Consider the following 21,274-nt stretch of genomic DNA (forward strand, 5'->3'; position numbering starts at 1 on the left):
ATCACCACCCCTGGAAAGGAATGCTGTGTCTTCCGATACAACCCATAGTGAGAGCGAAAATCCGGTCATTGATGCGCCTGAGCCCAAAGGCCACGCTCCCCTGACCAACCAGGACTGGTGGCCCAACCAGATCGACGTATCGAAGCTGCACCCACACGCGCCCCAGTCCGACCCACTCGGCGATGATTTCGACTACGCCAAGGAGTTCGCCAAGCTCGACGTCGAAGCCCTCAAGGCCGATGTCATCTCGATGCTGACCACCTCGCAGGACTGGTGGCCCGCCGACTACGGCCACTACGGCGGTCTGTTCATCCGGCTGAGTTGGCATGCCGCGGGCACCTATCGCATTCACGACGGCCGCGGCGGCGGCGGTCAGGGCATGCAGCGCTTCGCCCCGCTCAACAGCTGGCCGGACAACGCCAACCTGGACAAGGGCCGTCGCCTGCTGTGGCCGATCAAGCAGAAGTACGGCAATAAAATCTCCTGGGCCGACCTGCTGCTCTTTGTGGGTAACGTCGCGCTGGAGTCGATGGGATTCAAGACCTTTGGCTTCGCCTTCGGCCGCGAAGACATCTGGGAGCCCGAAGAGATTCTGTTCGGCGAGGAAGACGAGTGGCTCGGCACCAACAAGCGCTACTCGGGCAAGCGGGACCTGGCGCAGCCGTACGGTGCGACCACCATGGGCTTGATCTACGTGAATCCCGAAGGCCCCGAAGGCAAGCCGGATCCGGTCGCTGCCGCGGTCGACATCCGTGAGACGTTCGGCAGGATGGCCATGAACGACGAGGAGACCGCCGCGCTCATCGTCGGTGGCCACAGCTTCGGCAAGACCCACGGCGCCGGCGACGCCGACCTGGTCGGTCCCGAGCCGGAAGCCGCGCCGATCGAGCAGCAGGGCCTGGGCTGGAAGAGTTCGTATGCCAGTGGCAAGGGCAAGGATTCCATCACCAGCGGCCTCGAAGTGGTGTGGACGTCGACCCCGACCAAGTGGGGCAACGGATTCCTGCAGAACCTGTACGGCTACGAGTGGGAGCTGACCAAGAGCCCCGCCGGAGCATGGCAGTTCACGGCCAAGGACGGCGCCGGGGCGGGCACCATCCCCGACCCGTTCGGCGGGCCGGGCCGCGCCCCGACAATGCTGGTCACCGACGTGGCGCTGCGGGAGGACCCGATCTACCGGGAGATCACGAAGCGCTGGCTGGACCACCCCGAGGAGCTGTCCGAGGCCTTCGCCAAGGCCTGGTACAAGCTGCTGCACCGCGACATGGGACCGGTGTCGCGTTTCCTCGGACCGTGGATTCCCGAGCCGCAGCTGTGGCAGGACCCGGTCCCGGAGGTCGACCACAAGCTGGTCGGCGACAAGGACGTCGCGGCCCTGAAGGCCAAGGTGCTCGAGTCGGGCTTGTCCGTTCCCCAGCTGGTCAAGACGGCCTGGGCGGCAGCGGGAAGCTACCGCAACACCGACAAGCGCGGTGGCGCTAACGGCGCACGTATTCGCCTTGAGCCACAACGGAATTGGGAGGTCAACGAGCCCTCCGAGCTGGACAAGGTGTTGCCCGTGCTGGAGAGGATCCAGCAGGACTTCAACGCCTCGGCCGGCGGCGGAAAGAAGATCTCGCTGGCCGACCTGATCGTGTTGGCGGGGTCTGCGGCGGTGGAGAAGGCGGCCAAGGACGCCGGTTACGAGATCTCGGTGCATTTCGCGCCGGGGCGCACCGACGCCTCGCAGGAGAACACCGACGTGGACTCCTTCGCGGTGCTCGAACCACGGGCCGACGGCTTCCGCAACTATGTCCGTCCCGGGGAGAAGGCTCCGCTGGAGCAGCTGCTACTCGAGCGGGCGTACCTGCTGGGCGTCTACGGTCCGGAGCTCACCGTGCTCATCGGCGGCCTGCGGGCCCTCGGTGCCAACCACGGCGGGTCCAAGCATGGGGTGTTCACCGACAACCCGGGGACGTTGACGACCGACTTCTTCGTCAACCTGCTCGACATGAGCACCGAGTGGAAGGCGTCGGAGACCGCGGAGAACGTCTACGTGGGATACGACAGGGCGTCCGGTGCGCAGAAATGGACCGCGACCGCGAATGACCTTGTGTTCGGCTCGAACTCGGTGCTGCGCGCCATCGTCGAGGTCTATGCCCAGGACGACAACAAGGGGCGGTTTGTCGAGGACTTCGTCGCGGCGTGGGTCAAGGTCATGAACAACGATCGGTACGACCTCAAGTGACCTTGGGGCGCTGATCGTCCATACGGTGCGACACCCCGCGAGCCGCAAGCTCGCGGGGTGTCGTGCGTTGCGGGCACGGCCCGCTACACCGAGAAGGTGCGTGCGCCCGGTTCGAGCGGCAGGCGCAGCGCATTCACCAAATAGCTGACCGTCCGATAACTCCCCGCGAGCATCAGCAGCTCGAGGATCGCCTCGTCGCTGTGCTGGCTGGTCAACTGTGCCCATAGTTCGTCGTCTACCGCGCAGTCGAGGTGGAGGGTGTCGCACAGGCGGATGAGGACCCGATCCGCCTCGTCCCAGCATTCATCGGACGGCCCTCCGGTGGTCAGGGATGCGATCTCGTCCTCGCCGAGGCCCGCCTTGGCCGCGAACGCGCTCACGTGGACTCCCCACTCGTACTCGGCGCCACACGACGCGGTCACCCTGTCGATGACGATTTCGCGCTGGCGGAGGGTCAAATGACCCCGATCGAGCAGCCCGGAATTGAAGAATTTGAAGAACAATCGGCGGTCGCGCGCCAAGGTCGTAAAGAGCAGCAGCGGAGGCTTGCCGCGCATGATCGCGTCGACGGCCCGTTGGATGTCGTTCGGCAGCGGTGGTTCGGCGGGCGCAATGCGCGCGCTACGGTTTTTGTAGCGTTGCATGCTGGCACTCTACGCGCGGATGCTACAAAATGTGAAGCGTGACTACGCCGCAGTTCGGCTCGCCGGTGCGTGGCTCGACGTCCGGACGGCCAATCATGGTCGCGCTGGATGCCCTGGGCCGGCGCGGTGCGCTGCGTGTTCTGTGGGAATTGCGCGACGACGCGATGACGTTTCGCGCCCTGCAGGCGGCATCCGAGATGAACCCCGGCTCCCTCAACGCCCGCCTCAAGGAGTTGCGAGCGCTGCACATCGTGGACCACGCCGATGGCGGGTATTACCTCACCGAACAGGGGCTATCGCTGATGACCGCGCTGCGGCCGCTCCAGGCCTGGGCCGACGATTGGGCGCAACGGGGCGGGGTGCGCGATGAGTGAGTCCAGCCACATTATTACCTGCCAGTAACCTACGATGGCGTAAGTTGTCTATCAATAGCTACTGGCCGACGAGTTCAACTACCAAGGCTGGGGTAAACGGGTGACATGAACGAACTGACCTACCTCGAACTACACGGAGACCGGATCGCCTATCGCGATGCCGGTGCAGGCCACGCATTGCTGCTGATCCACGGGATGGCCGGCAGTTCGGCGACCTGGCGCGAGATCATCCCGCAGCTGTCCAAGAAGTACCGCGTCATTGCCCCCGATCTACTCGGCCACGGCATGTCCGCCAAGCCGCGTGGCGATTACTCGTTGGGAGCGTTCGCGGTCTTTCTCCGCGATCTCCTCGACGAGCTGGGGGTGGCCCGCGCCACGGTGGTAGGCCAGTCTCTGGGTGGCGGCATCGCCATGCAGTTCACCCACCAGCATCGGGACTACTGCGAGCGGCTGGCCCTGATCGGCAGCGGTGGCCTCGGCCCCGACCTCAGCCCCGTCCTGCGCTTCCTGTCTGCCCCGGGCGCCGAGCTGGTGCTGCCCATCGTCGCGCCGAAACCGGTGCTGAACCTCGGCAACAAGCTGGCCTCGTGGCTGAATTCGGCCGGGATTCAGTCGCCGCGAGCCGGCGAGATGTGGCAGGCGTACTCCTCGCTGTCGGACGCGCGCACCCGTCAGGCGTTCCTGCGGACGTTGCGCTCGGTGGTCGACTATCGCGGCCAGGCGGTCAGCGCGCTGAACAAGCTGCACGTTGCGGCTGGCTTGCCGACATTGCTGATCTGGGGCGATAACGACCGGATCATTCCCGTCGCGCACGCGTATGCTGCCCACGACGCTGTGGAGGGCAGCCAGCTCGAGGTGCTCGAGGGCGTCGGCCACTTCCCGCACGTGGAAGCCCCCGCGGCGGTGGCCGACATCTTGGAGAATTTCATCGCGTCGACCCAGCCCCAGGAGCACACCGAAAACTCGATGCCAGTTCGGATGTCTTGATCCCGGGTTATCGGCCGAGGTCCCACTGCCCGTAATCGGGCGCCAGAACGTCGTCGACATCGACGTTGATGCCGCCGAGTAGCGGACCGGGGTTCGACGGGCTGTTGACCACCGCCTGATATAGCACCGCCATGGGTTCGCGCGCCCCGTGGGACCACGATCTGGTCTGCCACGCCCAACTGTGCCCGGCACTGGTCGAGTTTCCGATGACACCGTCTCTGATCGCCCACCCACACGCGTTCGCGTGTCCGTAGATGCCGGTGCGGCCCACGCCCAGGACCGAGTTGATGCCCCGAAACCATTCCACCGCAAGGCTATTCCACGTATTGGCGTCGATATCGTCGTCGACACTGAAGAAGATCGGAGCCGAGTTCGGACCGCCTGCCGCGCTGTGCAGTTGCTGAGCGGTCTGAGCGTCGGCCACCCCACCGTCGTGCCCGCGGGTGAAATCCGACGGCGTGGGCCAATTGGGCTTGCCGTACTGATAGTTGCTGACGATGTGCAGACCTGCGGCCCGCAGCGCGTCGGCGTACTCGCGGGTCAGTGGCTTCGCCTCGAAATTCGCTCCCGGCCGGCACAGGGACACGTAGTTCACTACGCCGGCGTAGCCCGCCGCCTTGATCTCATCGGGCGCGATTCGTTTTTCCGCGAAATCAATCAACCTGATGTCGTCGGCGGTTGCCCGCGGGGCATCGGGAGTCGCGACCAGCGGCGCCAGGCTCAGCGCAGCCGGCGCCAGCGCGTATTTGAAAACCTTGCGTCGCGAAACAGATTGCTGTCCGCCGTGTTTACCTGGCGCAGCCGAATGATGCACCGCGCGATGGTAGCAAAATCGCGATCGACCGCGGGCGCCGCTCACGGGCAAGACGGCGTCGCCTATTGGCGTTCGGCTGCCTTTACGAGTCGTCCGGCAAGAAAGCCGACAATGCTGCGCAGAAGAATCAGCATGACGGGTCCGGTGCCCGGCAATCTCTCGGTGAAGGTACCAGTCCAACGGATATCGGTGCCGCCGTTTGGGGTTGGGGTCAGCCGCATTTCGGCGCGATAGTCCTTCGCCGGAAGCGGCGGACCGATCTGCAGATAACCATGCCGACGGTCTTGTTCGTAGGCGATCGTCTTCTCCCGCATGAGCATCGGCCACATGCCCACCTTGCGTACCGTGCCGACTCCGGCGGGCTGCGGATCTCCCTGGCGCTCCCAACTTGACTGGAAGATAAGGGGTTTCGCCCATAGTGACCAACGGGCCCCGTCAGTCTCCAGGCGAAACAGCGCGGCCGCCGGCGCGGTCGTGGTGCGATTGACCTCGAACGCGAAAACCTTGGCGGACACGGCTCACCGACTCGTGCTCACCGTCGCGGCCGCGGGTCGTAGCAGTCGCCCACTGATCAGTGCCGAGAGCCAGCCGGGCGAGAGTCGGCCGCCGGTCGCCATGATGCGATTGCGCAACCCGGGAACGGCCACGGCCCGGCCCTTGTCCATCGCGCGCAGGCCCGCGGCGACGACCGGCTCGGGCGCTGCGAGGCGCCGATAGATGGCGGTGTGGGAGACATCTGATCCAAGCGCGTCGACAAATCCGGTCCGGGTGGGCCCAGGGCACAACGCGGTCACGGTAACGCCCGACCCGCGGGTCTCCGCCCACAAGGCTTGGCTCAGTGACAGCACGAAAGCCTTCGACGCGCCGTAGGTCGCCTGATAGGTCCCGGGCTGGAACGAGATGGTGGAGGCGACGTTGACGATGCCGCCGCGCCCACGGGCCAGCATTCCCGGCAGCACCGCATGGGTCAGCCGGACCAGCGCGTCGACGTTGACCGCCACCAGCTCGTGCTCGCGGTCGGCATCGAGCTCGGAAAACCGGCCATAGGTGCCGAACCCGGCGTTGTTCACCAGCACCTCGACGACACGGCCGTCGAAACGGGCGGTGAGCGCGTCGACACCGGCGGCGGTGCCGAGATCGCCGGCCACGACTTCAACCGCAATGTCTGGCGCGCTGTCGCGCACCTGCTGCGCCACCGCGCTGAGTCGACGTTCGTCACGCCCGGCGAGCAGCAGCGACAGGCCGCGCTTGGCCAGCTGGTCGGCGAAGATCGCGCCGAAGCCCGAGCTCGCGCCGGTGATCACCGCCCAGCCTGTCCCCTTGTCCAGTTGGATCGACATGTGCGCTTCCTTTCAGCAATGTGAATGGCTTTAACATACTCAGCGATGTTAATGTCGTCAACATGGCCGAGCAGAAGCCGTCCGGGCCCGCCGGGACCCGCCGCGACAGCTACCACCACGGCGATCTCAAACGGGCGCTGACCAGCGCCGCGCTGTCGCTGGTGGCCGAGCGCGGACCGAAAGGCTTCAGTTTGACCGAGGCGGCGCGGCGCGCAGGCGTCAGCGCAGCTGCCCCCTACCGGCACTTCGCGGACAAGGCACATCTGCTCGCCACCGTCGCCGAACAGGGATTTCTCGAGCTGCACGTGGCGCTGGCCGCCGCTACCGAAGCCGCATCGGACCCGGTAGCCAGGTTGATCGAAATCGGGCGCGCCTATGTGCGCTGGGCCGTCACCCATCCTGATCAGTACCGGGTCATGTTCGGCGCCGACACCGACAAGACGCAGCACCCGAGCCTGTCCATCGCCGCCGAGCAGGCTTTTGGTGAGCTGCTCGAGGTGGTCGCGCTATGCCAGGCGACGGGGATCCTGGGCGGTCAGGAGCCGCGTCAGGCTGCCGGGCCGCTCTGGTCGCTGGTCCATGGCATCGCGTCTCTTGCCATCGATGGTGAGCTGCGCAACGTCGGTATCGACCAGGATCCCGAGGACATGGTCGCCGACGCGCTGTCCGAGCTGTTTGATCGCTGAGGCGGCACGCCAGCAAACAAATATCAGCCTTCTTCACCCACCCTTCCGGCCTATGGCGCACAACATAATTCATCCGTGAAACCGGGTTCGGGTGTCCGCGCGACAGTTATCCCGTTGGTCCGCGTCGCGGGATAAATGCGGCGAAACTAGTATTGAGGGGCACCGATGGCGCGTTGCGTCGATTAGCTGATCGAACTATAGTCTGGACACATGTCCAGTTTGCTGTCGGGGAGTTCGGGAGCTCGTTGATCGCGACGGATTCGGCGCCCTTCCGCGTTCGTTAACCAGCAAAGAAGAGTTGAGTATGCGAATTGCCTTGCTGTCCTACCGTAGTAAGACTCATTGCGGCGGGCAGGGCGTCTATGTGCGCCATCTCAGCCACGGTCTAGTGGAGCTGGGTCACGACGTCGAAGTATTTTCCGGGCAGCCCTATCCAGAATTGCTTGATCCACGGGTGCGGCTGACCAAGGTGCCCAGCCTCGACATGTACCGGGAGCCTGACCCGTGGCGCATTCCGCGCCCGAGCGAGATCCGCGACTCGATCGACTTGCTCGAACTGTTGACGGTGTGGACGGCGGGTTTTCCCGAGCCGCGAACGTTCACGCTCCGGGCGGCCCGGCTGCTGACCGAACGGGCCGGCGATTTTGACGTCATTCATGACAACCAGAGTCTGGGCACCGGACTGCTGACCATGGCCAACGCGGGACTGCCGGTGGTGGCCACCGTGCACCATCCCATCACCCGGGACCGGGTGCTTGATCTCGCCGCCGCGCGATGGTGGCGGAAACCGTCGGTGCGTCGCTGGTACGGGTTTTCGAAGATGCAGGAACAGGTGGCGCGGCAGATCCCGGACCTGTTGACGGTCTCGTCGTCATCGGCCGCCGATATCGTCTCCGATTTCGGCGTCTCCCCCGATCAGCTCCACGTCGTGCCGTTGGGGGTGAACACCGAACTCTTCCAGCCTCTTTCGGGCCCCCGTGAACCTGGCCGGGTGATGGCCATCGCGAGTGCCGACACCCCGCTGAAAGGCGTCGCCACCCTGCTCAAAGCCGTCGCCAGGCTCCGGGTGAACCGCGATCTCGAATTGCGGCTCGTCGCAAAAGTGGAACCTAACGGTCCCACGCACAAACTCATCGCCGAATTGGGCATCTCCGACATCGTTCACATCACCAGTGGCCTGTCCGATTCCGAGCTCGCCGCCTTATTCGCGTCGGCCGAAGTAGCCTGCATTCCGTCGCTCTACGAAGGATTTTCGCTGCCCGCGGTGGAAGCAATGGCGAGCGGGACGCCGGTCGTCGCGAGTCGGGTGGGCGCATTGCCCGAGGTCCTGGGCACCGATGGCGCCTGTGCCGAGTTGGTGCCACCAGCCGATGTTGATGCACTGACCGCCGCGCTTGGTGCCCTTCTGGATTCGCCGGAAAAGCGCCGGAGTTTGGGTAAGGCGGGGCGGGCACGGGCAGTCGACGTGTTCAGTTGGGAGGCCGTCGCCGCTCAGACCGTGCGCGTATACGAGCGTGCGATCGCCCGCACGGCCGCCGCCGAGGGCGGGTCGCAATGCTGACAGTCGATTTCGACCGGCTCGGCATCGGCCCGGGCGCAAAGGTTATCGACGTGGGCTGCGGGGCCGGCCGGCACGCATTCGAAGCCTATCGGCGCGGGGCCGACGTCATCGCTTTCGACCAGGACGAGTCCGAATTGCAATCGGTGGACACCATTCTGCGTGCGATGGCCGAGACCGGTGAAGCGCCCGCCGCGGCGTCGGCGAAGGCCGTTGCCGGCGACGCGCTGAGCCTGCCGTATGCCGACGAGACGTTCGACTGCGTCATCGCGTCGGAAATCCTGGAACACATTCCGCACGACGACGCCGCCATCAGCGAACTCATTCGGGTGCTCAAAGTCGGCGGCACGCTTGCGGTTAGCGTGCCGCGGTGGCTTCCCGAGCGGGTGTGCTGGCTGCTCTCCGAGGATTACCACAGCAACGAGGGCGGCCATGTCCGCATTTACCGCGCCAACGAGCTGCGCGACAAGATCAGCGGTGGCGGGATGGAATTGACTCATTCCCATCACGCCCATGCTCTGCATTCGCCGTTCTGGTGGCTGAAATGTGCTGTTGGCGTTGAGAATACTGATCATCTGGCGGTGACTGCGTACCACAAATTGTTGGTGTGGGATTTGATGCAGCGGCCGAAGATAACCCAGCTTGCCGAGTCATTGCTCAATCCGCTGGTCGGCAAGAGCGTTGCGATGTACTTCCACAAACCGCGGGCGGTGGAAAGTCAGGCCAAACCGGGACGTTCAGTTGCGTCGATTTAGCCCTCCGGCGGTTCCGGGTGTCCTTACCCCGGAGCAATGCCACAAGACCGCACTGTCGATCGCTGCCGCGCAGGAGTCCTCCGGCGCCATCCCGTGGTTTGCGGGTGGGCATACCGATCCGTGGGACCACATTGAGTCGGCGATGGCACTCACCGCGGCGGGTCTCCTCGAGCCGGCGCGGGCCGCCTTTGAGTGGAGTCGGCGCATGCAACGTCCCGACGGTTCGTGGCCCATCCAAATCCGTTCGGGGACAATCGAAGACGCCAATAGCGACAGCAATTTCTGCGCCTACATCGCCACCGGGGTCTGGCACTACGCATTGGTCACCGGAGACAAATCCTTTGCCGCAGCGATGTGGCCGGTGGTGCGCAACGCCATCGATTTCGTCGTCGACTTGCAGGTCGGCTTCGGCGAGATCTGTTGGGCCCGAGGCGAAGACGGACCAGTACCCGAAGCCCTGTTAACCGGGTGCGCCAGCATCTACCACAGCATCCGGTGCGCGCTGGCCCTGGCCGCCGTCGTCGGCGAATCGCAGCCGGAATGGGAACTGGCAGTGGGCCGGTTGGGCCACGCACTCGTCGCGCACCCAGAGGCGTTCAGCGAGAAGGACCGCTACTCGATGGATTGGTACTACCCGATCCTCGGTAGCGCTCTGCGGGGCCCGGCGGCCGATGCGCGAATCCGCCAGCGCTGGGACAACTTTGTGGTCGGCGACCTCGGCATTCGCTGTGTCGACGACCGGCCGTGGGTGACCGGTGCCGAGACGTGCGAACTGGTCATGGCGCTTGACGCCATCGGCCACCGGTCGGCTGCGCACCGGCAGTTCGCCGCGATGCAGCATCTACGCGAGGACGACGGTTCGTACTGGACCGGTTTGGTGTTCGCCGACGGGAAACGCTGGCCCGAGGAGCGCACCACCTGGACCGGGGCCGCGATGATCCTTGCGGCCGACGCACTCTCGGACACGACCGCCGGCGCTGGGATCTTCCGCGCCGAAGGGCTGCCGCTGGGCCTGCAGACCGACTTCGATTGTGAATGCGTGGTCAGCGGGCCGGGCCGCTGACGTCGATCTGCTCTCCGGGCTGACCACCGGTGCGTTCGAGCACCCGCAGCGAGCCGGTCGCCGACACCTCACGGAATTGACCGGAATCGATTGCGCGGCAATAGATGTAGTATGGCGGTCGGCCGCCGTCCTTGGGGTCTGGGAACACGTCATGGATGACCAGCGCGCCGCCTCGGGTCACCCACTTGGCCCATCCCTCGAAGTCCTGGTTGGCCGCCGCCTCGGAATGGCCGCCGTCGATGAACAAGAACCGCAGCGGTGAGCGCCAGCCCCTGGCCACCACCGGCGAGCGCCCCACGACGGCCACGACGTGCTCATCGAGCCCGGCGGCGTCGAGCGTGCGGCGAAACGTCGGCAGCGTGTCGAACAGCCCGGTGACCTCGTCGACCAATGAGGTGTCGTGGAATTCCCAGCCGGGTTGATGTTCCTCCGAGCCGTGGTGGTGGTCGACCGTGTAGACCACGCTGTCGGTCTGCTGTGCGGCGGCGCCGAGCAACAGGGTGGACTTGCCGCAATAGGTGCCGATCTCGACACCCACTCCTGAGTCGAGGTAGCGCAAAGCGGCGTCGTATAGCGCCCTGCCCTCGTCACTGGGCATGAACCCGGTCACCTGCTCGGCCAGGGCAAACAAGCGCTCGCGTGCTGCACTGGTGTGGGTGTTGGTCATCAGCTGAACCTAAACGTCGGGCTAGTCGGCGCTTCGTCCGCCCCGCTCAGCGGTTGTGGCGCGCTCGATTTACCATCATGCTGTGCGCGCTCTACTTCTCCGAAAGTCTGTTGGTGCTGGCCTCGCGGCGGTGGTCAGTGCACCCTTGCTGACGTTGACCGCCGCCGTGCTGCCGTCCGGGCTTCCCGGGGCAGCGCCTTCGGCCGTTGCCAGTTGCCCACAGGTTCAGGTGGTCTTCGCTCGCGGCCGACTAGAGTCGCCGGGGCCAGGAGCAGTCGGCAACGCATTCATCAGCGACCTGCAATCCAAGGTCTCGAAGAATGTCGGGTCCTACGCGGTGAAGTACCCCGCCGACACGCAGGTCGACATCGGCGCCAACGACATGAGCCATCACATCCAGGACATGGCCGCCAACTGCCCGGACACCAAGCTGGTGCTGGGCGGCTACTCGCTGGGCGCGGCGGTCACCGACGTGGTGCTCGCGGCGCCCATCGGCGCATTCGGTTTCGACAGCCCCCTGCCGGCGGGCATGGACCAGCACATCGCCGCCGTCGCGCTGTTCGGTAACGGAAGCCAGTGGGTGGGTCCGATCACGAACTTCAGCCCGACCTACAACGACCGCACCATCGAGCAGTGCCACGGCGCCGATCCCATCTGCAACCCGGCGGACCCGAACACCTGGCAGGACAACTGGCCACAACATCTTGCCGGGGCGTATATCAGCTCGGGAATGGTCAACCAGGCCGCCGACTTCGTCGCAGGCAAGGTCTAGGACAGCACTAGGCCGGCGACCACTCGCCGCGGGCGATGAGAACATCGCGCAGTAAATCGGCGCGATCGGTGATGATGCCGTCCACGCCGATGTCCAGAAGCGCCCGCATCGCTGCCGGGTCGTCGACCGTCCAGGCGTGCACCTGACGGCCCGACGCATGAACGGTCCGGACCAGTCCGGGCGTGATGACGGTCAGACGACCGAGCCGTGGCGGCAGTTGTAGGCAGTCGCTGTCGTGCAGGATCCGCCAGGCATACGCCCGGGTGGCGGGCGTCTTGGCGGCCAGAAGCGCGGGGAACGCGGCCGTCCCGGCCGAACTCGCGACCCGCTTGGACAGCAGGCCCAGCGCGCGGCGCCTGCGCCGATCGGAGAAGGACGTCACCAGCACTCGGTCGTGCGCGTTCAACCGCTCGATGACGTCGACGGTCGGCTCGACGGCCGAAGCGGCTTTGATATCGATGTTGACCCGCATATCCGGCAACGCGACAAGGAGTTCTTCCAGGGTCGGGATCGACTCCCCTGCGCCTAAATCCGCCGTGCGCACTTCCGGCCACGACAGCTGGTCGATCGCACCCGCAACTCCCGACGTGGGCGGCAGCGAGCGATCGTGCAGGATCACGGCGACGCCGTCACGGGTTGCCCGAACGTCGGTCTCGACATGGCGAAATCCGAGCTTCGCCGCCTCGTGAAAAGCACCCATGGAGTTCATGGGCAGCCGGAACGCGGTAAATCCCCTGTGCGCCATGGCAATCCGTCCAGGGCAGCGCAGAAATTCCATGCTGGGCTCGTCCTGATCGCCGATCGGCATTGCCATCACCTGCCTCGTGGCCGCGTTGTTGACCAGCTGAGGCACAGGCTACGGCGTAGCTTCAGCGCAGGTTGGTCGGGCCAAACCTTCGACAATGGGTCACCGCAGCCTGTCGGGGTTGAGGTAGTCCGGCATTTGCCCAGCTCCGGGCACGATGACGTACCTTATTAGCGCGAGGTCACGCACGAGGAGGACAAACGATTCCCGCCGCACGCCAGCAGAGTGGCAACGCACGTCGGCGCCATGAACGGCGCAACGCCGACCGCCGAGCCTCCGGCCAGCGCTGGCAGACGATTCTCAAGGGAGCTGCCGAGGTCTTCCGCCGTGAGGGGTTCGCGCGGGCCCGCCTGGAGGACGTCGCTGTCGAGGTCGGGATCAACCGTGCGTCGCTCTACTACTACGTCGGTACCAAGGAGGAGTTGCTCGTTGCGCTGATCGAACAGCCGGCTTTTACGATGACCCGGCACTGTCGTGAGGCGCTCGAGTCCGATGCGCCGGCCGATGAGAAATTACGCCGCGCTTTGCAGGCCTTCATCGAAGATCTGATCACCCATCCGGAAGTCGTTCTGTTGTTCAGCGAAAGTCATTACCTGGCGGCCATTCCCCAAGCATCTGACATCGTCACCAACGCCGACGCCTACGGCAAAACGCTGCTGGCCATCATCGAGCAGGGCATCGTATCCGGCGTCTTCCGCAACGATCTCGACCCCCGGCTGGTCATGCTTGGCATCCTCGGTATGCACAACTGGATTCATCGTTGGTACGTCCCCGGTGGGCGGAACTCGCTGACCGAGATTGGTGATGTCTTTGCGGCTATGGTGCTGTCCGGCCTGCGCCCCTGAATCCACGGATACGTAATCACGCTGCTGAGCTACTGCGCCGAGCTGCATTGACGCGGTAACGGGGCTGGGATTGGATGCAATCTGCACCCAGCCCCCGCTGTCATCGGCTGAGAGGATCCGCAATGCCACGCCTGAATCCCGTTCCTCGGGGTGAGGTCAGCGACGAATTCACGCTGAACATGTACGACTTCATGTTCGGCGATCGTGACCCGGTCGCCGAGCCTGGGACGATCGGCGGGACTCCGGGCAACTGGTGGACCGTGATGGCGCAGTCCCCCGCTGCACTGCGTCATGCTGTTCGCGGCTTCCGGATGTACCAGCAAGAGGTCAACATCCGGCCGGACCACCGCGAGCTGGGCCAGATCAGGGCCGGGTGGGTGGTCGGCAGCCAATTCGTCTTCTCTCAGCACTGCAAAGCGTGCCGATCGGCGGGGCTGTCCGAGGAGAAGATCGCGGCCATTCCATCGTGGGAAACGGCGGACTGCTTCGATCACGACGAGCGACTGCTGCTGGCCTACGCGGATTGCCTTGCAGGACAACACGGTCGAGTGCCCGAGCGGCTGTTCGTCCAGCTGCGGGAGGTCTTCACCGACCGGGACATCCTCGAATTCACGTACGTCACCACCATGTATGTGATGCATGCGATCATGTCGCGGGCATTGCGGCTGGAGTTCGACGACGTCGATGATCCGACCGTGGAGGTGGCCGACCCGGACGGGGGCGGTTCGCTGGACATTGGTGCGGCCACGTCCGGGGGTGCCTGACGTGGCCGAGCTCAGGCCTCGTAGGTGACCTGATACCAGTGCCGCACCGGCTTGTGGGTCTTGTCGGCCTGGCCGGTGTCCGTCGCACTCACCACATTGACGTCGCGGGCGTCGGGATGGTGGGCCTCGATATAACGCTCCAGCTCGTGGATAAGCGCGCTATGCGGCTGTTCAGGGTTGGCAAGGGCTTTGGCTCGATGTGTCTGCGGCACACCGCGAATTATGCCGATGCCGCGGCGATAACGCAGCTTCCGCTATTGCCGTGCTCTGCAAGGGTCGTTGATTGCCCTACCCGTCGGTGTTCTGCCTGGCCCGCAACCCGACATAGCCGAGCACCAGCCCGGCGCCGATTTCCCCGGCGGCCGGGAGTGCAATTTGGCGCTAACGCGAGGAGGCGGCGAAACGAGACGCCGCTGCGTGCTCATACATCAAGCAGCCAAAACGATTAGCTGAAGACCACCGACGAATCGAATTCGCGGGTGAGATACGTCGGAACCCCTCAGGCCGGGGTGTCGGAGCTAGAGTACACGCGGAAATCACGGAAACCAGCGACTGCTTTGCTGCCCAATTCTGCAGAGCCTCGACCCGTCCGAAATGACGGGTGGCGGCGCATCGCTTCCTCGCGCTCACGCTCAACGCGGTGTGCGGCAATCCACGCTGGATGTGACTGAAGGAATATAACCGTCGCACCGGATGTATTCGCCACGATTGTCACTCCTCCCAGAGCAATCCAACTCTGCTGCAAAGCTACGAATGTGTTATGCGTTCGTGTCCAGGATGCCCAGGCAATCCTGAGACCAAACCACGCGCCAGCATGAGAATTAGCCGTGAATTCGTGGTAAATCCCGAGCTAGTACCGTGCCGCCGTGCGATTTGGAGCCTGCTTCGACCCGAATGGTAACGACGGCCACCGACAAATTCGGGTTTCGACCCCGTAGGCGCGGGGCTGCTATCGTCGCTTGCTTATGCCCCCGATGGACCGTCGCCGCATGATCTTGACGACAGGGATCGGCGTGCTGGCGGCCGCGCTTCCCGTCCCTGAAGCCCACGCCTACCCGTCTCGGTCGGATGCGCCGGTGCCGCGCGCCCCCAGCGGCCAGAGCGGGGCCTATATCTTTCAAGACGAGTTCGACGGCCCGGCCGGATCGGCCCCCGACCCGTCGAAGTGGACCGTCGCCAAGGCTCGCGAGGTCATCAAGGACCCGACCTACTGGGAGCTGCCCGAGCACATCGGGCAGTACCGCGACGATCGGCGCAATGTGTTCGTCGACGGCAACTCCAACCTCGTTCTGCGCGCCGCCAAAGACGGGCCCACCTACTTCAGCGGCAAGGTGCAAAGCAATTGGCGGGGCGGCGTCGGCCACACCTGGGAAACCCGGATCAAGCTGAACTGCCTCACCCCCGGCGCGTGGCCGGCCTACTGGCTGGGCAATGACGACCAGGGCGAGATCGACGTGATGGAGTGGTACGGAAACGGCAGCTGGCCGTCGGCCACCACCGTGCACGCCAAATCGAATGGCGGCGAGTGGAAGACCCACAACATCGCGGTCGACAGTGCCTGGCATACCTGGCGATGCCAGTGGGATGAAACCGGCATCCGGTTCTGGAAGGACTACGCCGACGGCGCGGCCCCCTACTTCGACGTGCCGGCGACCTCGCTACCGGACTGGCCGTTCAACGGCCCCGGCTACACCGTCTATCCGGTGTTCAACCTCGCGGTGGCCGGTTCCGGCGGCGGCGATCCCGGGCCCGGCAGCTACCCCGCCGACATGCTCGTCGACTGGATACGCGTCTGGTAACGAGCAATGTCGCCGCCATGACCGGGCGAGCTAGGGGGACACGGATTCCGCGTCGATCGGAATTGCGATCTCATTGCGACGCCGAAACGGCAGCGTCCACGGCGGGTCGTAGAACCAGGCATCGGCCTCGCCGATTGGTTGGATGCCGTTGTCCTGCAATGCTTTGCTGAGCTCGCTGGTACGTGCAGCAACCGCCTTGGGGCTGCGGTCGCCGGTGAATTTCAGCACTGCCACCGTCTCTGGCGGCACGGTGATCAAGCGGACTTGATCATCGTTGGGCGTGGGTAGCGTCTCCATGGTCCACTTCGACGGCATGAAGAACCGGATGACAAAGCCATGATCCGGGCCGGCGGTCTGAACGACTGGTGCTGTCATCGCGATCTGCTGGCCGCCCGTCTCGCTGACGGGCGCCGTCATCGAGATCGTCTGGTTGCGTTGGTTGGCGCCGAAGATGTAACCCGCCAACCGACGAAAGCCAATATTGCGAGCGCGATCCTCGTTGTCGATCACCGTCGTTTCGGCTGCAATCCGCGGACCATAGCTCCGCAGTTCGACGGTGTCAGTGAGCCGGCGGCGCGTATGTTTCGGCTCCTCGGTCCCCACCCGAATGCCCACTACCGCTACGACGGACTCGATGATCTGTTGGGCGAGCTTGGTCGGCTTCATCAGCGAGATCATTCCCTTCATGCTCGATTGAGAAACCAGACATGGCTGGACAACATCGTCGCGAACGCGCACCAGGCCGGGTACAAGAGCAGGGGCGCGGCGCGCTTGCCCTGTACCTTTACCGCGCGGCGGGCCAGGTCGGCGCTGCTCGCGGTGAGGACCGCCGCTGCAATCGCAGAGGTGCCCAGCAGTCGACGATCAAAGAACAGCCAGGTCCAGCTTGCGTTCAACACAAGGTTTGCGCCCAGCGCCGCGATGTATCGGCGACGCTCTACCAGTTGCCCGGTGCGCTCCGTCTCATCGAGTGTGTTTGCTGATACAACGGCGATGTCGGCGTACAGCGCCGGCCACACAATCGGAAACGCTTGCTGCGGAGGCTGATAGGACGGCTTACGCAATGATCGGTACCACGGCAACGCGGCCGGCCGGCTCGCCAGGCCACCGACGACGGCGGTGGCCGTGACGGCCACGGCGGCGGGTAACAGAGTTCGTGCCTGCACGTGCAGCTCCCCGGTTGAATGTTCAGTAGGGGTTATTGAGCCACGTTCGTGGTTGTCCGACAAGGGCGCTCGTCCTCCAAACGCAATGTCACCCGGCACTTGTGTTGCGCGTCTGACGGGCGTAGCTGCGGGAGCGATTCAGCCGTCACTGATTGGTCGATCGGCGTGTGCAGAATCAACCGAGCGCGAGGCAGCGTTCGAGAAGGGCCACCGTTGGTGGCTGTCGGAACGCCAGCACCATGTGCTCGCAGCCGAGTCGCTCGAATTCGGGCAGCAGCGCAAGCTGCTCATCCACCTGGGTAAGTTCCGCCGGGTGTAGCGACACCTGTGCGGAACGCTGGACGTCGGCGGGGTCACGCCCCACGTAGGCACACGCTTTGTCGAGTCGAGTGTTCACGGCGCCCCATCTCTGAGGCCCCTCGTGCCCTGGCATGTTCCAGACGTCGGCGTGGCGCGCGATGACACGCAACATCTTCGGTTCGCTGCCGCCGATCACGATCGGTGGGTGTGGGCGCTGAAGTGGTTTGGGCTCGCAGAGCGCATTCTCGAGAGCGAAGAACTGCCCGTCGAAAGTGACCGATTCTTCGGTCCAGAGCTTACGGATCACGGTCAGTGCCTCATCAACCATCGCGACCCGGATGCCGGGGCTGGGAAACTCGATTCCGTATCCGCGGTGCTCGGCCTCGTGCCAGCCGGCACCGATCCCGAAGTTCAGCCGTCCACCGGAAATGTGGTCGACGGTGACGGCCATGTTGGCGAGGATCGCGGGGTTCCGGTATGTCACACCCGAGACCAGGCAGCCGATCCGCGCCCGTTTGATCACCACAGCCATGGCGGCCAGCGTGGTCCAACCCTCGTATACGGGGTCGGTGTGCTCCATCGGGCCGTAGAAGTGGTCGTAGTCCCACACCGCTTCGAAACCAAGGCGATCGGCGGTGGTCCAGAGCTCCTCAAGTTCGGCAAACTCGAATTTCAGATCGAATTTGAGTGAAATGAGCACGTAGCGATCCTAAATTCAGCGACGTAGGTTGGCAGCGGCAAATGGGCAAAATTCCTACGATGTCGCCCGATGGCAAGACGTCAGACGTGCTCCATTCAGGAGATGAGCGATGTCACGGTCGGCTTTGCGGGACAGATATCGAATTCGATTGTGCGGGTTGCCAGTTAGGAATCGTGGGCTGAGTGGGTAAGTAGGGCAGACGCACTCCGGATTCGCTACCCGGGCTACGCGGGTGCGACCGGACGTTCTAACTGGCCGGAATCCGATCTCCGGCGAACCACGCGCTCGTCACAGCGTGGGTCTGCGGCGGCGGAAAGTGGGTGCCCGGTGAGCCCAGCTGACCGACTTTGACCGTCCACACCGGCCCCGAGCGGTCAATGCCGCTCCCGTCGCCCTGATTCGGCAGCGACAGCACGGCGGGATTGGCACCGGAATTCCCACACCCGTAGGCGCCGACGTATCCGTCGTCGCGTCCGCCCCAGGCCCCGCCGTTGCGCAGCAGGCAGTGGGTGCCGTCGTCGAGAGCCAGCGCGAAGGGGTCCGGCGACGCCGTCGGTTGCACGGGCGAGAGCGGACCGTGGTAGGAAACGCGATGCAGCAGCTTGTCCCACGGATTGTCAACGCACAGAAGCGATCCCGGTGTCGACGGCCAACAGGTGGCGGCACCGGCCGCGCTGGGCGAGCACGCGTAGACATTGGCGGCCACGGCCGAGGGCGAGGGATCGGTGCAGTCGGTGACGACGGCGACGTTGCCGTCGGGGGGTGCCTCTTTGTAGCCGTTGACGGCTTGCCCCTGGGACCCGACGGCAATCGTGGTGATCACCTGAGTGGGTGGCGGATCGGCGCTGGCGGGCAACGCAGTGGGTAATACAGCCACCGCCGTTATGGCGATGGCTACGGCGACAAGTCGCAATGCGTCCATCCGGCTAACACTGCTCCACCTGGGCCCCATTGTGAATGGCCCCTTCGGCAAATCAATGAGTGAGCAGCGCGACCGCGCTTGAGGGTTTGCTGCCCGGGTGACGTAGATCCGACTTGGGCAACCAGGCAAGAGGGCGCATCCAGATCGGTAAGCGGTGCAGTCGGTACGCGGCCTCGAGCAACGATTCCGCTTCGAGGGTCCGCCAGCCGAGGTTTTCGAAGAATGCCAGCCCGTTCTCGGGTGCGAACTTGAACGGTGCGCTTTCGGCTATCCCGTCAACATTCTTATTGATGCGCTTCCGCAGACCAGGAAAGGCGAAATCGAGCATCCACCACGTCACCTCGGGCCGTTTGATCGCGCCCGAAAGTGCTTCGATGTCCTGGTATTCGAGGTACATCGACAGACCTTCGGTCAGCACGAAGGCTTTCGTCGCGCCGTTCAACGCGTCGTCGAAGAACGCGTCCCGGGCGGTCGGCTCGGCGAGGTCAACGGCGGTTCGGGTCAGGCGACAGCGCGGGGTTTGATCGGCAAGCAGCTCGGTCTTCTCCGCGAGCAGCTTGGGTAGGTCGGCCTCGATCCAGGTGAGCTCGGCCGGGAGGTCTAGCCGATACGGCCGGGTGTCTAGACCGGCGGCGAGGTTCAGCACGCGGTCGCAGCCATTGGTGAGTGCGTCGGCGATGGCGTCGTCGATGATCTTGGTGCGCGCGACCAGCCACCAACCGCTGCGGTCCTGCCACGGCACGCCTGCGACGATGGCGCGGCCGTGCTCGCCGGCGAGACGCTCGGCGAGCGGGTCGTGGAACAACGCGTCGGGCCGCGCCGATTCGGTTGCGCGGTGCAACGCCGTCCACCGGGCCGTATCGGAAACGTGGGTGATCGTGTGACCGTTGCTTGGCATACGTTGCGTTATAGCACCCGCCACCCGGAGATTGCGTGCCTCCGCGGGAACGACGCTCATGACCGTTGACGGGGTCGGAGTAGCGTGCGCTCATGCCTGCTCGCAACCGCCGCTTCCTGCTCCGCAACCGCCCCTCCGAGCGCATCGGCCCGGACACCTTCGAGCTCGTCGAGGAGGCCGTGCCCGCGATAGGCGACGGCGAGGCGCTGGTCCGCGTTGACTGGATCTCGCTGGACCCGACGAACCGGACCTGGATCAACGACACACCGACCTACCTGCCGCCGGTCGGTATCGGCGAGGTCATGCGTGCGGGCGGGCTCGGCGAAGTCGTGGAGTCCAAGAACCCGAATTATCGGGTGGGCCAGATTGTGCAGGGGCTCGTCGGCTGGCAGGAGTACCTCGTCGCCTCGGACACACAGCCGTTGTTCCCGGTCGACGTCGCCGACGGGGTTTCGCCCAGCGCCTACATGGGGGCGCTGGGCACGACAGGGCTGACGGCATGGGTCGGGATACGCGACATCGGCAAGCCAAAGCCGGGTGAGACCGTCGTCGTCTCGGCGGCCGCCGGCGCCGTCGGCTCGATCGCCGGGCAGCTTGCCAAGGCCGACGGCGCACGCGTCGTCGGGATCGCCGGCGGTCCGGAGAAGTGCGCGCTGCTGACCGAGCAGCTCGGCTTCGACGCCGCCGTCGATCACCGCGCCGACGATTGGGCCGCCCAGCTCGCCGCGGCGACGCCCAACGGCATCGATGTCGACTTCGAGAACGTCGGCGGCAAAATCATGGACGCGGTCTTCGCCCGGCTGAACATCGGTGCGCGCGTGGCGTTGTGCGGGCTGATCTCCGGCTACAACTCGGCCGATCCGCCACCCGGTCCGCGCGTGTTCGGGAATCTGTTGATTCAGCGCGCGACGCTGCAGGGCTTCATCGTGCTCGACCACCTTGGCCGCGCGCCCGACGCGATCCGCGAGATCGCGGGCCTGATTGCCGAGGGGAGGCTCACTCCGCTCGAGACCGTCGTCGAAGGCTTCGAGCAGTTGCCGACGGCGATCAACATGCTCTTCGACGGCAAGAACACCGGCAAGCTCGTCGTCAAGACGAGCTAGCTCCGCGGCTTCAATTTCTTGGGATCGGTAGCCGATGGCGCCGTCTGTACTTGCTGCAACGACGACGCCAGCGAGGCGCCGCCTC

24 protein-coding genes are annotated in these 21,274 nt (G+C 65.0%); 12 read left to right on the plus strand and 12 right to left on the minus strand.

Annotation, left to right across the window (positions count from 1 at the left end; translation table 11 throughout):
* Window positions 1-10: 10 nt before the first annotated feature.
* Window positions 11-2,227, plus strand: a complete 2,217-nt coding sequence (katG, locus tag MNAB215_RS23545) for a catalase/peroxidase HPI (RefSeq protein ID WP_077080933.1) — start codon at window positions 11-13, stop codon at window positions 2,225-2,227.
* Between the two features lie 83 nt (window positions 2,228-2,310).
* Here the strand turns inward: katG and MNAB215_RS23550 are convergent, their stop codons facing one another.
* On the minus strand, window positions 2,311-2,871 hold the full coding sequence (locus MNAB215_RS23550) for a carboxymuconolactone decarboxylase family protein (protein WP_077080934.1): 561 nt from the start codon (window positions 2,869-2,871) through the stop codon (window positions 2,311-2,313).
* A gap of 38 nt (window positions 2,872-2,909) precedes the next feature.
* Between MNAB215_RS23550 and MNAB215_RS23555 the strand changes: the two genes are divergently transcribed.
* Together MNAB215_RS23555 and MNAB215_RS23560 are read left to right on the plus strand one after the other, a co-directional pair.
* Window positions 2,910-3,245 carry a winged helix-turn-helix transcriptional regulator gene (locus MNAB215_RS23555; protein ID WP_108637689.1) on the plus strand — a complete coding sequence of 112 codons (336 nt, stop codon included), beginning with the start codon at window positions 2,910-2,912 and terminating at the stop codon, window positions 3,243-3,245.
* A 105-nt stretch (window positions 3,246-3,350) separates the two neighbouring features.
* A complete protein-coding gene (locus tag MNAB215_RS23560) occupies window positions 3,351-4,232 on the plus strand; it encodes an alpha/beta fold hydrolase (protein ID WP_077080935.1) in 882 nt (293 codons plus the stop codon).
* Between the two features lie 7 nt (window positions 4,233-4,239).
* Here the strand turns inward: MNAB215_RS23560 and MNAB215_RS23565 are convergent, their stop codons facing one another.
* The 3 genes from MNAB215_RS23565 to MNAB215_RS23575 all read right to left on the minus strand — a co-directional run bounded on the left by MNAB215_RS23565 (window position 4,240) and on the right by MNAB215_RS23575 (window position 6,386).
* On the minus strand, window positions 4,240-5,046 hold the full coding sequence (locus tag MNAB215_RS23565; RefSeq protein ID WP_077080936.1) for a DUF1906 domain-containing protein: 807 nt from the start codon (window positions 5,044-5,046) through the stop codon (window positions 4,240-4,242).
* A 62-nt stretch (window positions 5,047-5,108) separates the two neighbouring features.
* Window positions 5,109-5,561 (minus strand): SRPBCC family protein, encoded by a 453-nt coding sequence (locus tag MNAB215_RS23570; RefSeq protein WP_077080937.1) that lies wholly within the window; start codon window positions 5,559-5,561, stop codon window positions 5,109-5,111.
* Between the two features lie 3 nt (window positions 5,562-5,564).
* Window positions 5,565-6,386 carry an SDR family NAD(P)-dependent oxidoreductase gene (locus MNAB215_RS23575; protein WP_077080938.1) on the minus strand — a complete coding sequence of 274 codons (822 nt, stop codon included), beginning with the start codon at window positions 6,384-6,386 and terminating at the stop codon, window positions 5,565-5,567.
* Window positions 6,387-6,448: 62 nt separating this feature from the next.
* Between MNAB215_RS23575 and MNAB215_RS23580 the strand changes: the two genes are divergently transcribed.
* The 4 genes from MNAB215_RS23580 (at window position 6,449) to mmpH (ending at window position 10,448) form a co-directional block, all read left to right on the plus strand.
* Entirely contained in the window at window positions 6,449-7,072 is a 624-nt protein-coding gene (locus MNAB215_RS23580; protein ID WP_077082272.1) for a TetR/AcrR family transcriptional regulator, read from the plus strand.
* A 304-nt stretch (window positions 7,073-7,376) separates the two neighbouring features.
* Window positions 7,377-8,633: an MMP alpha-(1->4)-mannosyltransferase gene (manT, locus tag MNAB215_RS23585; protein WP_077080939.1), complete on the plus strand. Its 1,257-nt coding sequence runs from the start codon at window positions 7,377-7,379 to the stop codon at window positions 8,631-8,633.
* On the plus strand, window positions 8,627-9,385 hold the full coding sequence (locus MNAB215_RS23590) for a class I SAM-dependent methyltransferase (RefSeq protein WP_077080940.1): 759 nt from the start codon (window positions 8,627-8,629) through the stop codon (window positions 9,383-9,385). Before manT ends, MNAB215_RS23590 begins: the two co-directional genes overlap by 7 nt.
* Entirely contained in the window at window positions 9,372-10,448 is a 1,077-nt protein-coding gene (gene mmpH / locus MNAB215_RS23595; RefSeq protein ID WP_077080941.1) for an MMP endo-(1,4)-3-O-methyl-alpha-D-mannosidase, read from the plus strand. Before MNAB215_RS23590 ends, mmpH begins: the two co-directional genes overlap by 14 nt.
* On the opposite strand, the gene MNAB215_RS23600 is transcribed toward mmpH, so the two are convergent.
* Entirely contained in the window at window positions 10,429-11,115 is a 687-nt protein-coding gene (locus MNAB215_RS23600; protein ID WP_077080942.1) for a class I SAM-dependent methyltransferase, read from the minus strand. The two genes, mmpH and MNAB215_RS23600, sit on opposite strands and share 20 nt — an antisense overlap.
* Window positions 11,116-11,197: 82 nt before the next feature.
* Between MNAB215_RS23600 and MNAB215_RS23605 the strand changes: the two genes are divergently transcribed.
* Complete coding sequence (locus MNAB215_RS23605) at window positions 11,198-11,887, plus strand: cutinase family protein (RefSeq protein ID WP_083746353.1); 690 nt, start codon at window positions 11,198-11,200, stop codon at window positions 11,885-11,887.
* Window positions 11,888-11,894: 7 nt separating this feature from the next.
* Here MNAB215_RS23605 and MNAB215_RS23610 read toward each other — a convergent pair whose 3' ends face one another.
* The gene (locus tag MNAB215_RS23610) at window positions 11,895-12,665 is read right to left on the minus strand and encodes a glycerophosphodiester phosphodiesterase family protein (RefSeq protein ID WP_077082273.1); all 771 of its coding nucleotides are present in this window, start codon (window positions 12,663-12,665) and stop codon (window positions 11,895-11,897) included.
* A gap of 323 nt (window positions 12,666-12,988) precedes the next feature.
* On the opposite strand from MNAB215_RS23610, the gene MNAB215_RS23615 reads away from it, so the two are divergent.
* The gene (locus MNAB215_RS23615; protein WP_077080944.1) at window positions 12,989-13,537 is read left to right on the plus strand and encodes a TetR/AcrR family transcriptional regulator; all 549 of its coding nucleotides are present in this window, start codon (window positions 12,989-12,991) and stop codon (window positions 13,535-13,537) included.
* Window positions 13,538-13,659: 122 nt separating this feature from the next.
* Window positions 13,660-14,301: a carboxymuconolactone decarboxylase family protein gene (locus MNAB215_RS23620; RefSeq protein ID WP_077080945.1), complete on the plus strand. Its 642-nt coding sequence runs from the start codon at window positions 13,660-13,662 to the stop codon at window positions 14,299-14,301.
* A gap of 11 nt (window positions 14,302-14,312) precedes the next feature.
* Here the strand turns inward: MNAB215_RS23620 and MNAB215_RS23625 are convergent, their stop codons facing one another.
* Window positions 14,313-14,513 (minus strand): hypothetical protein, encoded by a 201-nt coding sequence (locus MNAB215_RS23625; RefSeq protein WP_077080946.1) that lies wholly within the window; start codon window positions 14,511-14,513, stop codon window positions 14,313-14,315.
* 753 nt (window positions 14,514-15,266) lie between these two features.
* Between MNAB215_RS23625 and MNAB215_RS23630 the strand changes: the two genes are divergently transcribed.
* Complete coding sequence (locus MNAB215_RS23630; RefSeq protein WP_077080947.1) at window positions 15,267-16,100, plus strand: glycoside hydrolase family 16 protein; 834 nt, start codon at window positions 15,267-15,269, stop codon at window positions 16,098-16,100.
* Window positions 16,101-16,130: 30 nt separating this feature from the next.
* Here MNAB215_RS23630 and MNAB215_RS23635 read toward each other — a convergent pair whose 3' ends face one another.
* The 5 genes from MNAB215_RS23635 to MNAB215_RS23655 form a co-directional block, all read right to left on the minus strand.
* Window positions 16,131-16,778: an SOUL family heme-binding protein gene (locus MNAB215_RS23635; protein WP_174604634.1), complete on the minus strand. Its 648-nt coding sequence runs from the start codon at window positions 16,776-16,778 to the stop codon at window positions 16,131-16,133.
* A gap of 5 nt (window positions 16,779-16,783) precedes the next feature.
* Entirely contained in the window at window positions 16,784-17,266 is a 483-nt protein-coding gene (locus MNAB215_RS23640) for a TspO/MBR family protein (protein ID WP_077080948.1), read from the minus strand.
* Between the two features lie 175 nt (window positions 17,267-17,441).
* Window positions 17,442-18,266, minus strand: a complete 825-nt coding sequence (locus MNAB215_RS23645) for a TIGR03560 family F420-dependent LLM class oxidoreductase (RefSeq protein WP_077080949.1) — start codon at window positions 18,264-18,266, stop codon at window positions 17,442-17,444.
* A 247-nt stretch (window positions 18,267-18,513) separates the two neighbouring features.
* Window positions 18,514-19,188, minus strand: a complete 675-nt coding sequence (locus MNAB215_RS23650; RefSeq protein WP_077080950.1) for a hypothetical protein — start codon at window positions 19,186-19,188, stop codon at window positions 18,514-18,516.
* Window positions 19,189-19,240: 52 nt separating this feature from the next.
* Window positions 19,241-20,086: a class I SAM-dependent methyltransferase gene (locus MNAB215_RS23655; RefSeq protein ID WP_077080951.1), complete on the minus strand. Its 846-nt coding sequence runs from the start codon at window positions 20,084-20,086 to the stop codon at window positions 19,241-19,243.
* Between the two features lie 92 nt (window positions 20,087-20,178).
* On the opposite strand from MNAB215_RS23655, the gene MNAB215_RS23660 reads away from it, so the two are divergent.
* Complete coding sequence (locus MNAB215_RS23660; RefSeq protein ID WP_077080952.1) at window positions 20,179-21,189, plus strand: NADP-dependent oxidoreductase; 1,011 nt, start codon at window positions 20,179-20,181, stop codon at window positions 21,187-21,189.
* Window positions 21,190-21,274 lie beyond the last annotated feature (85 nt).

It is taken from the genome of Mycobacterium numidiamassiliense (assembly GCF_900157365.1).
GTDB lineage: Bacteria > Actinomycetota > Actinomycetes > Mycobacteriales > Mycobacteriaceae > Mycobacterium > Mycobacterium numidiamassiliense.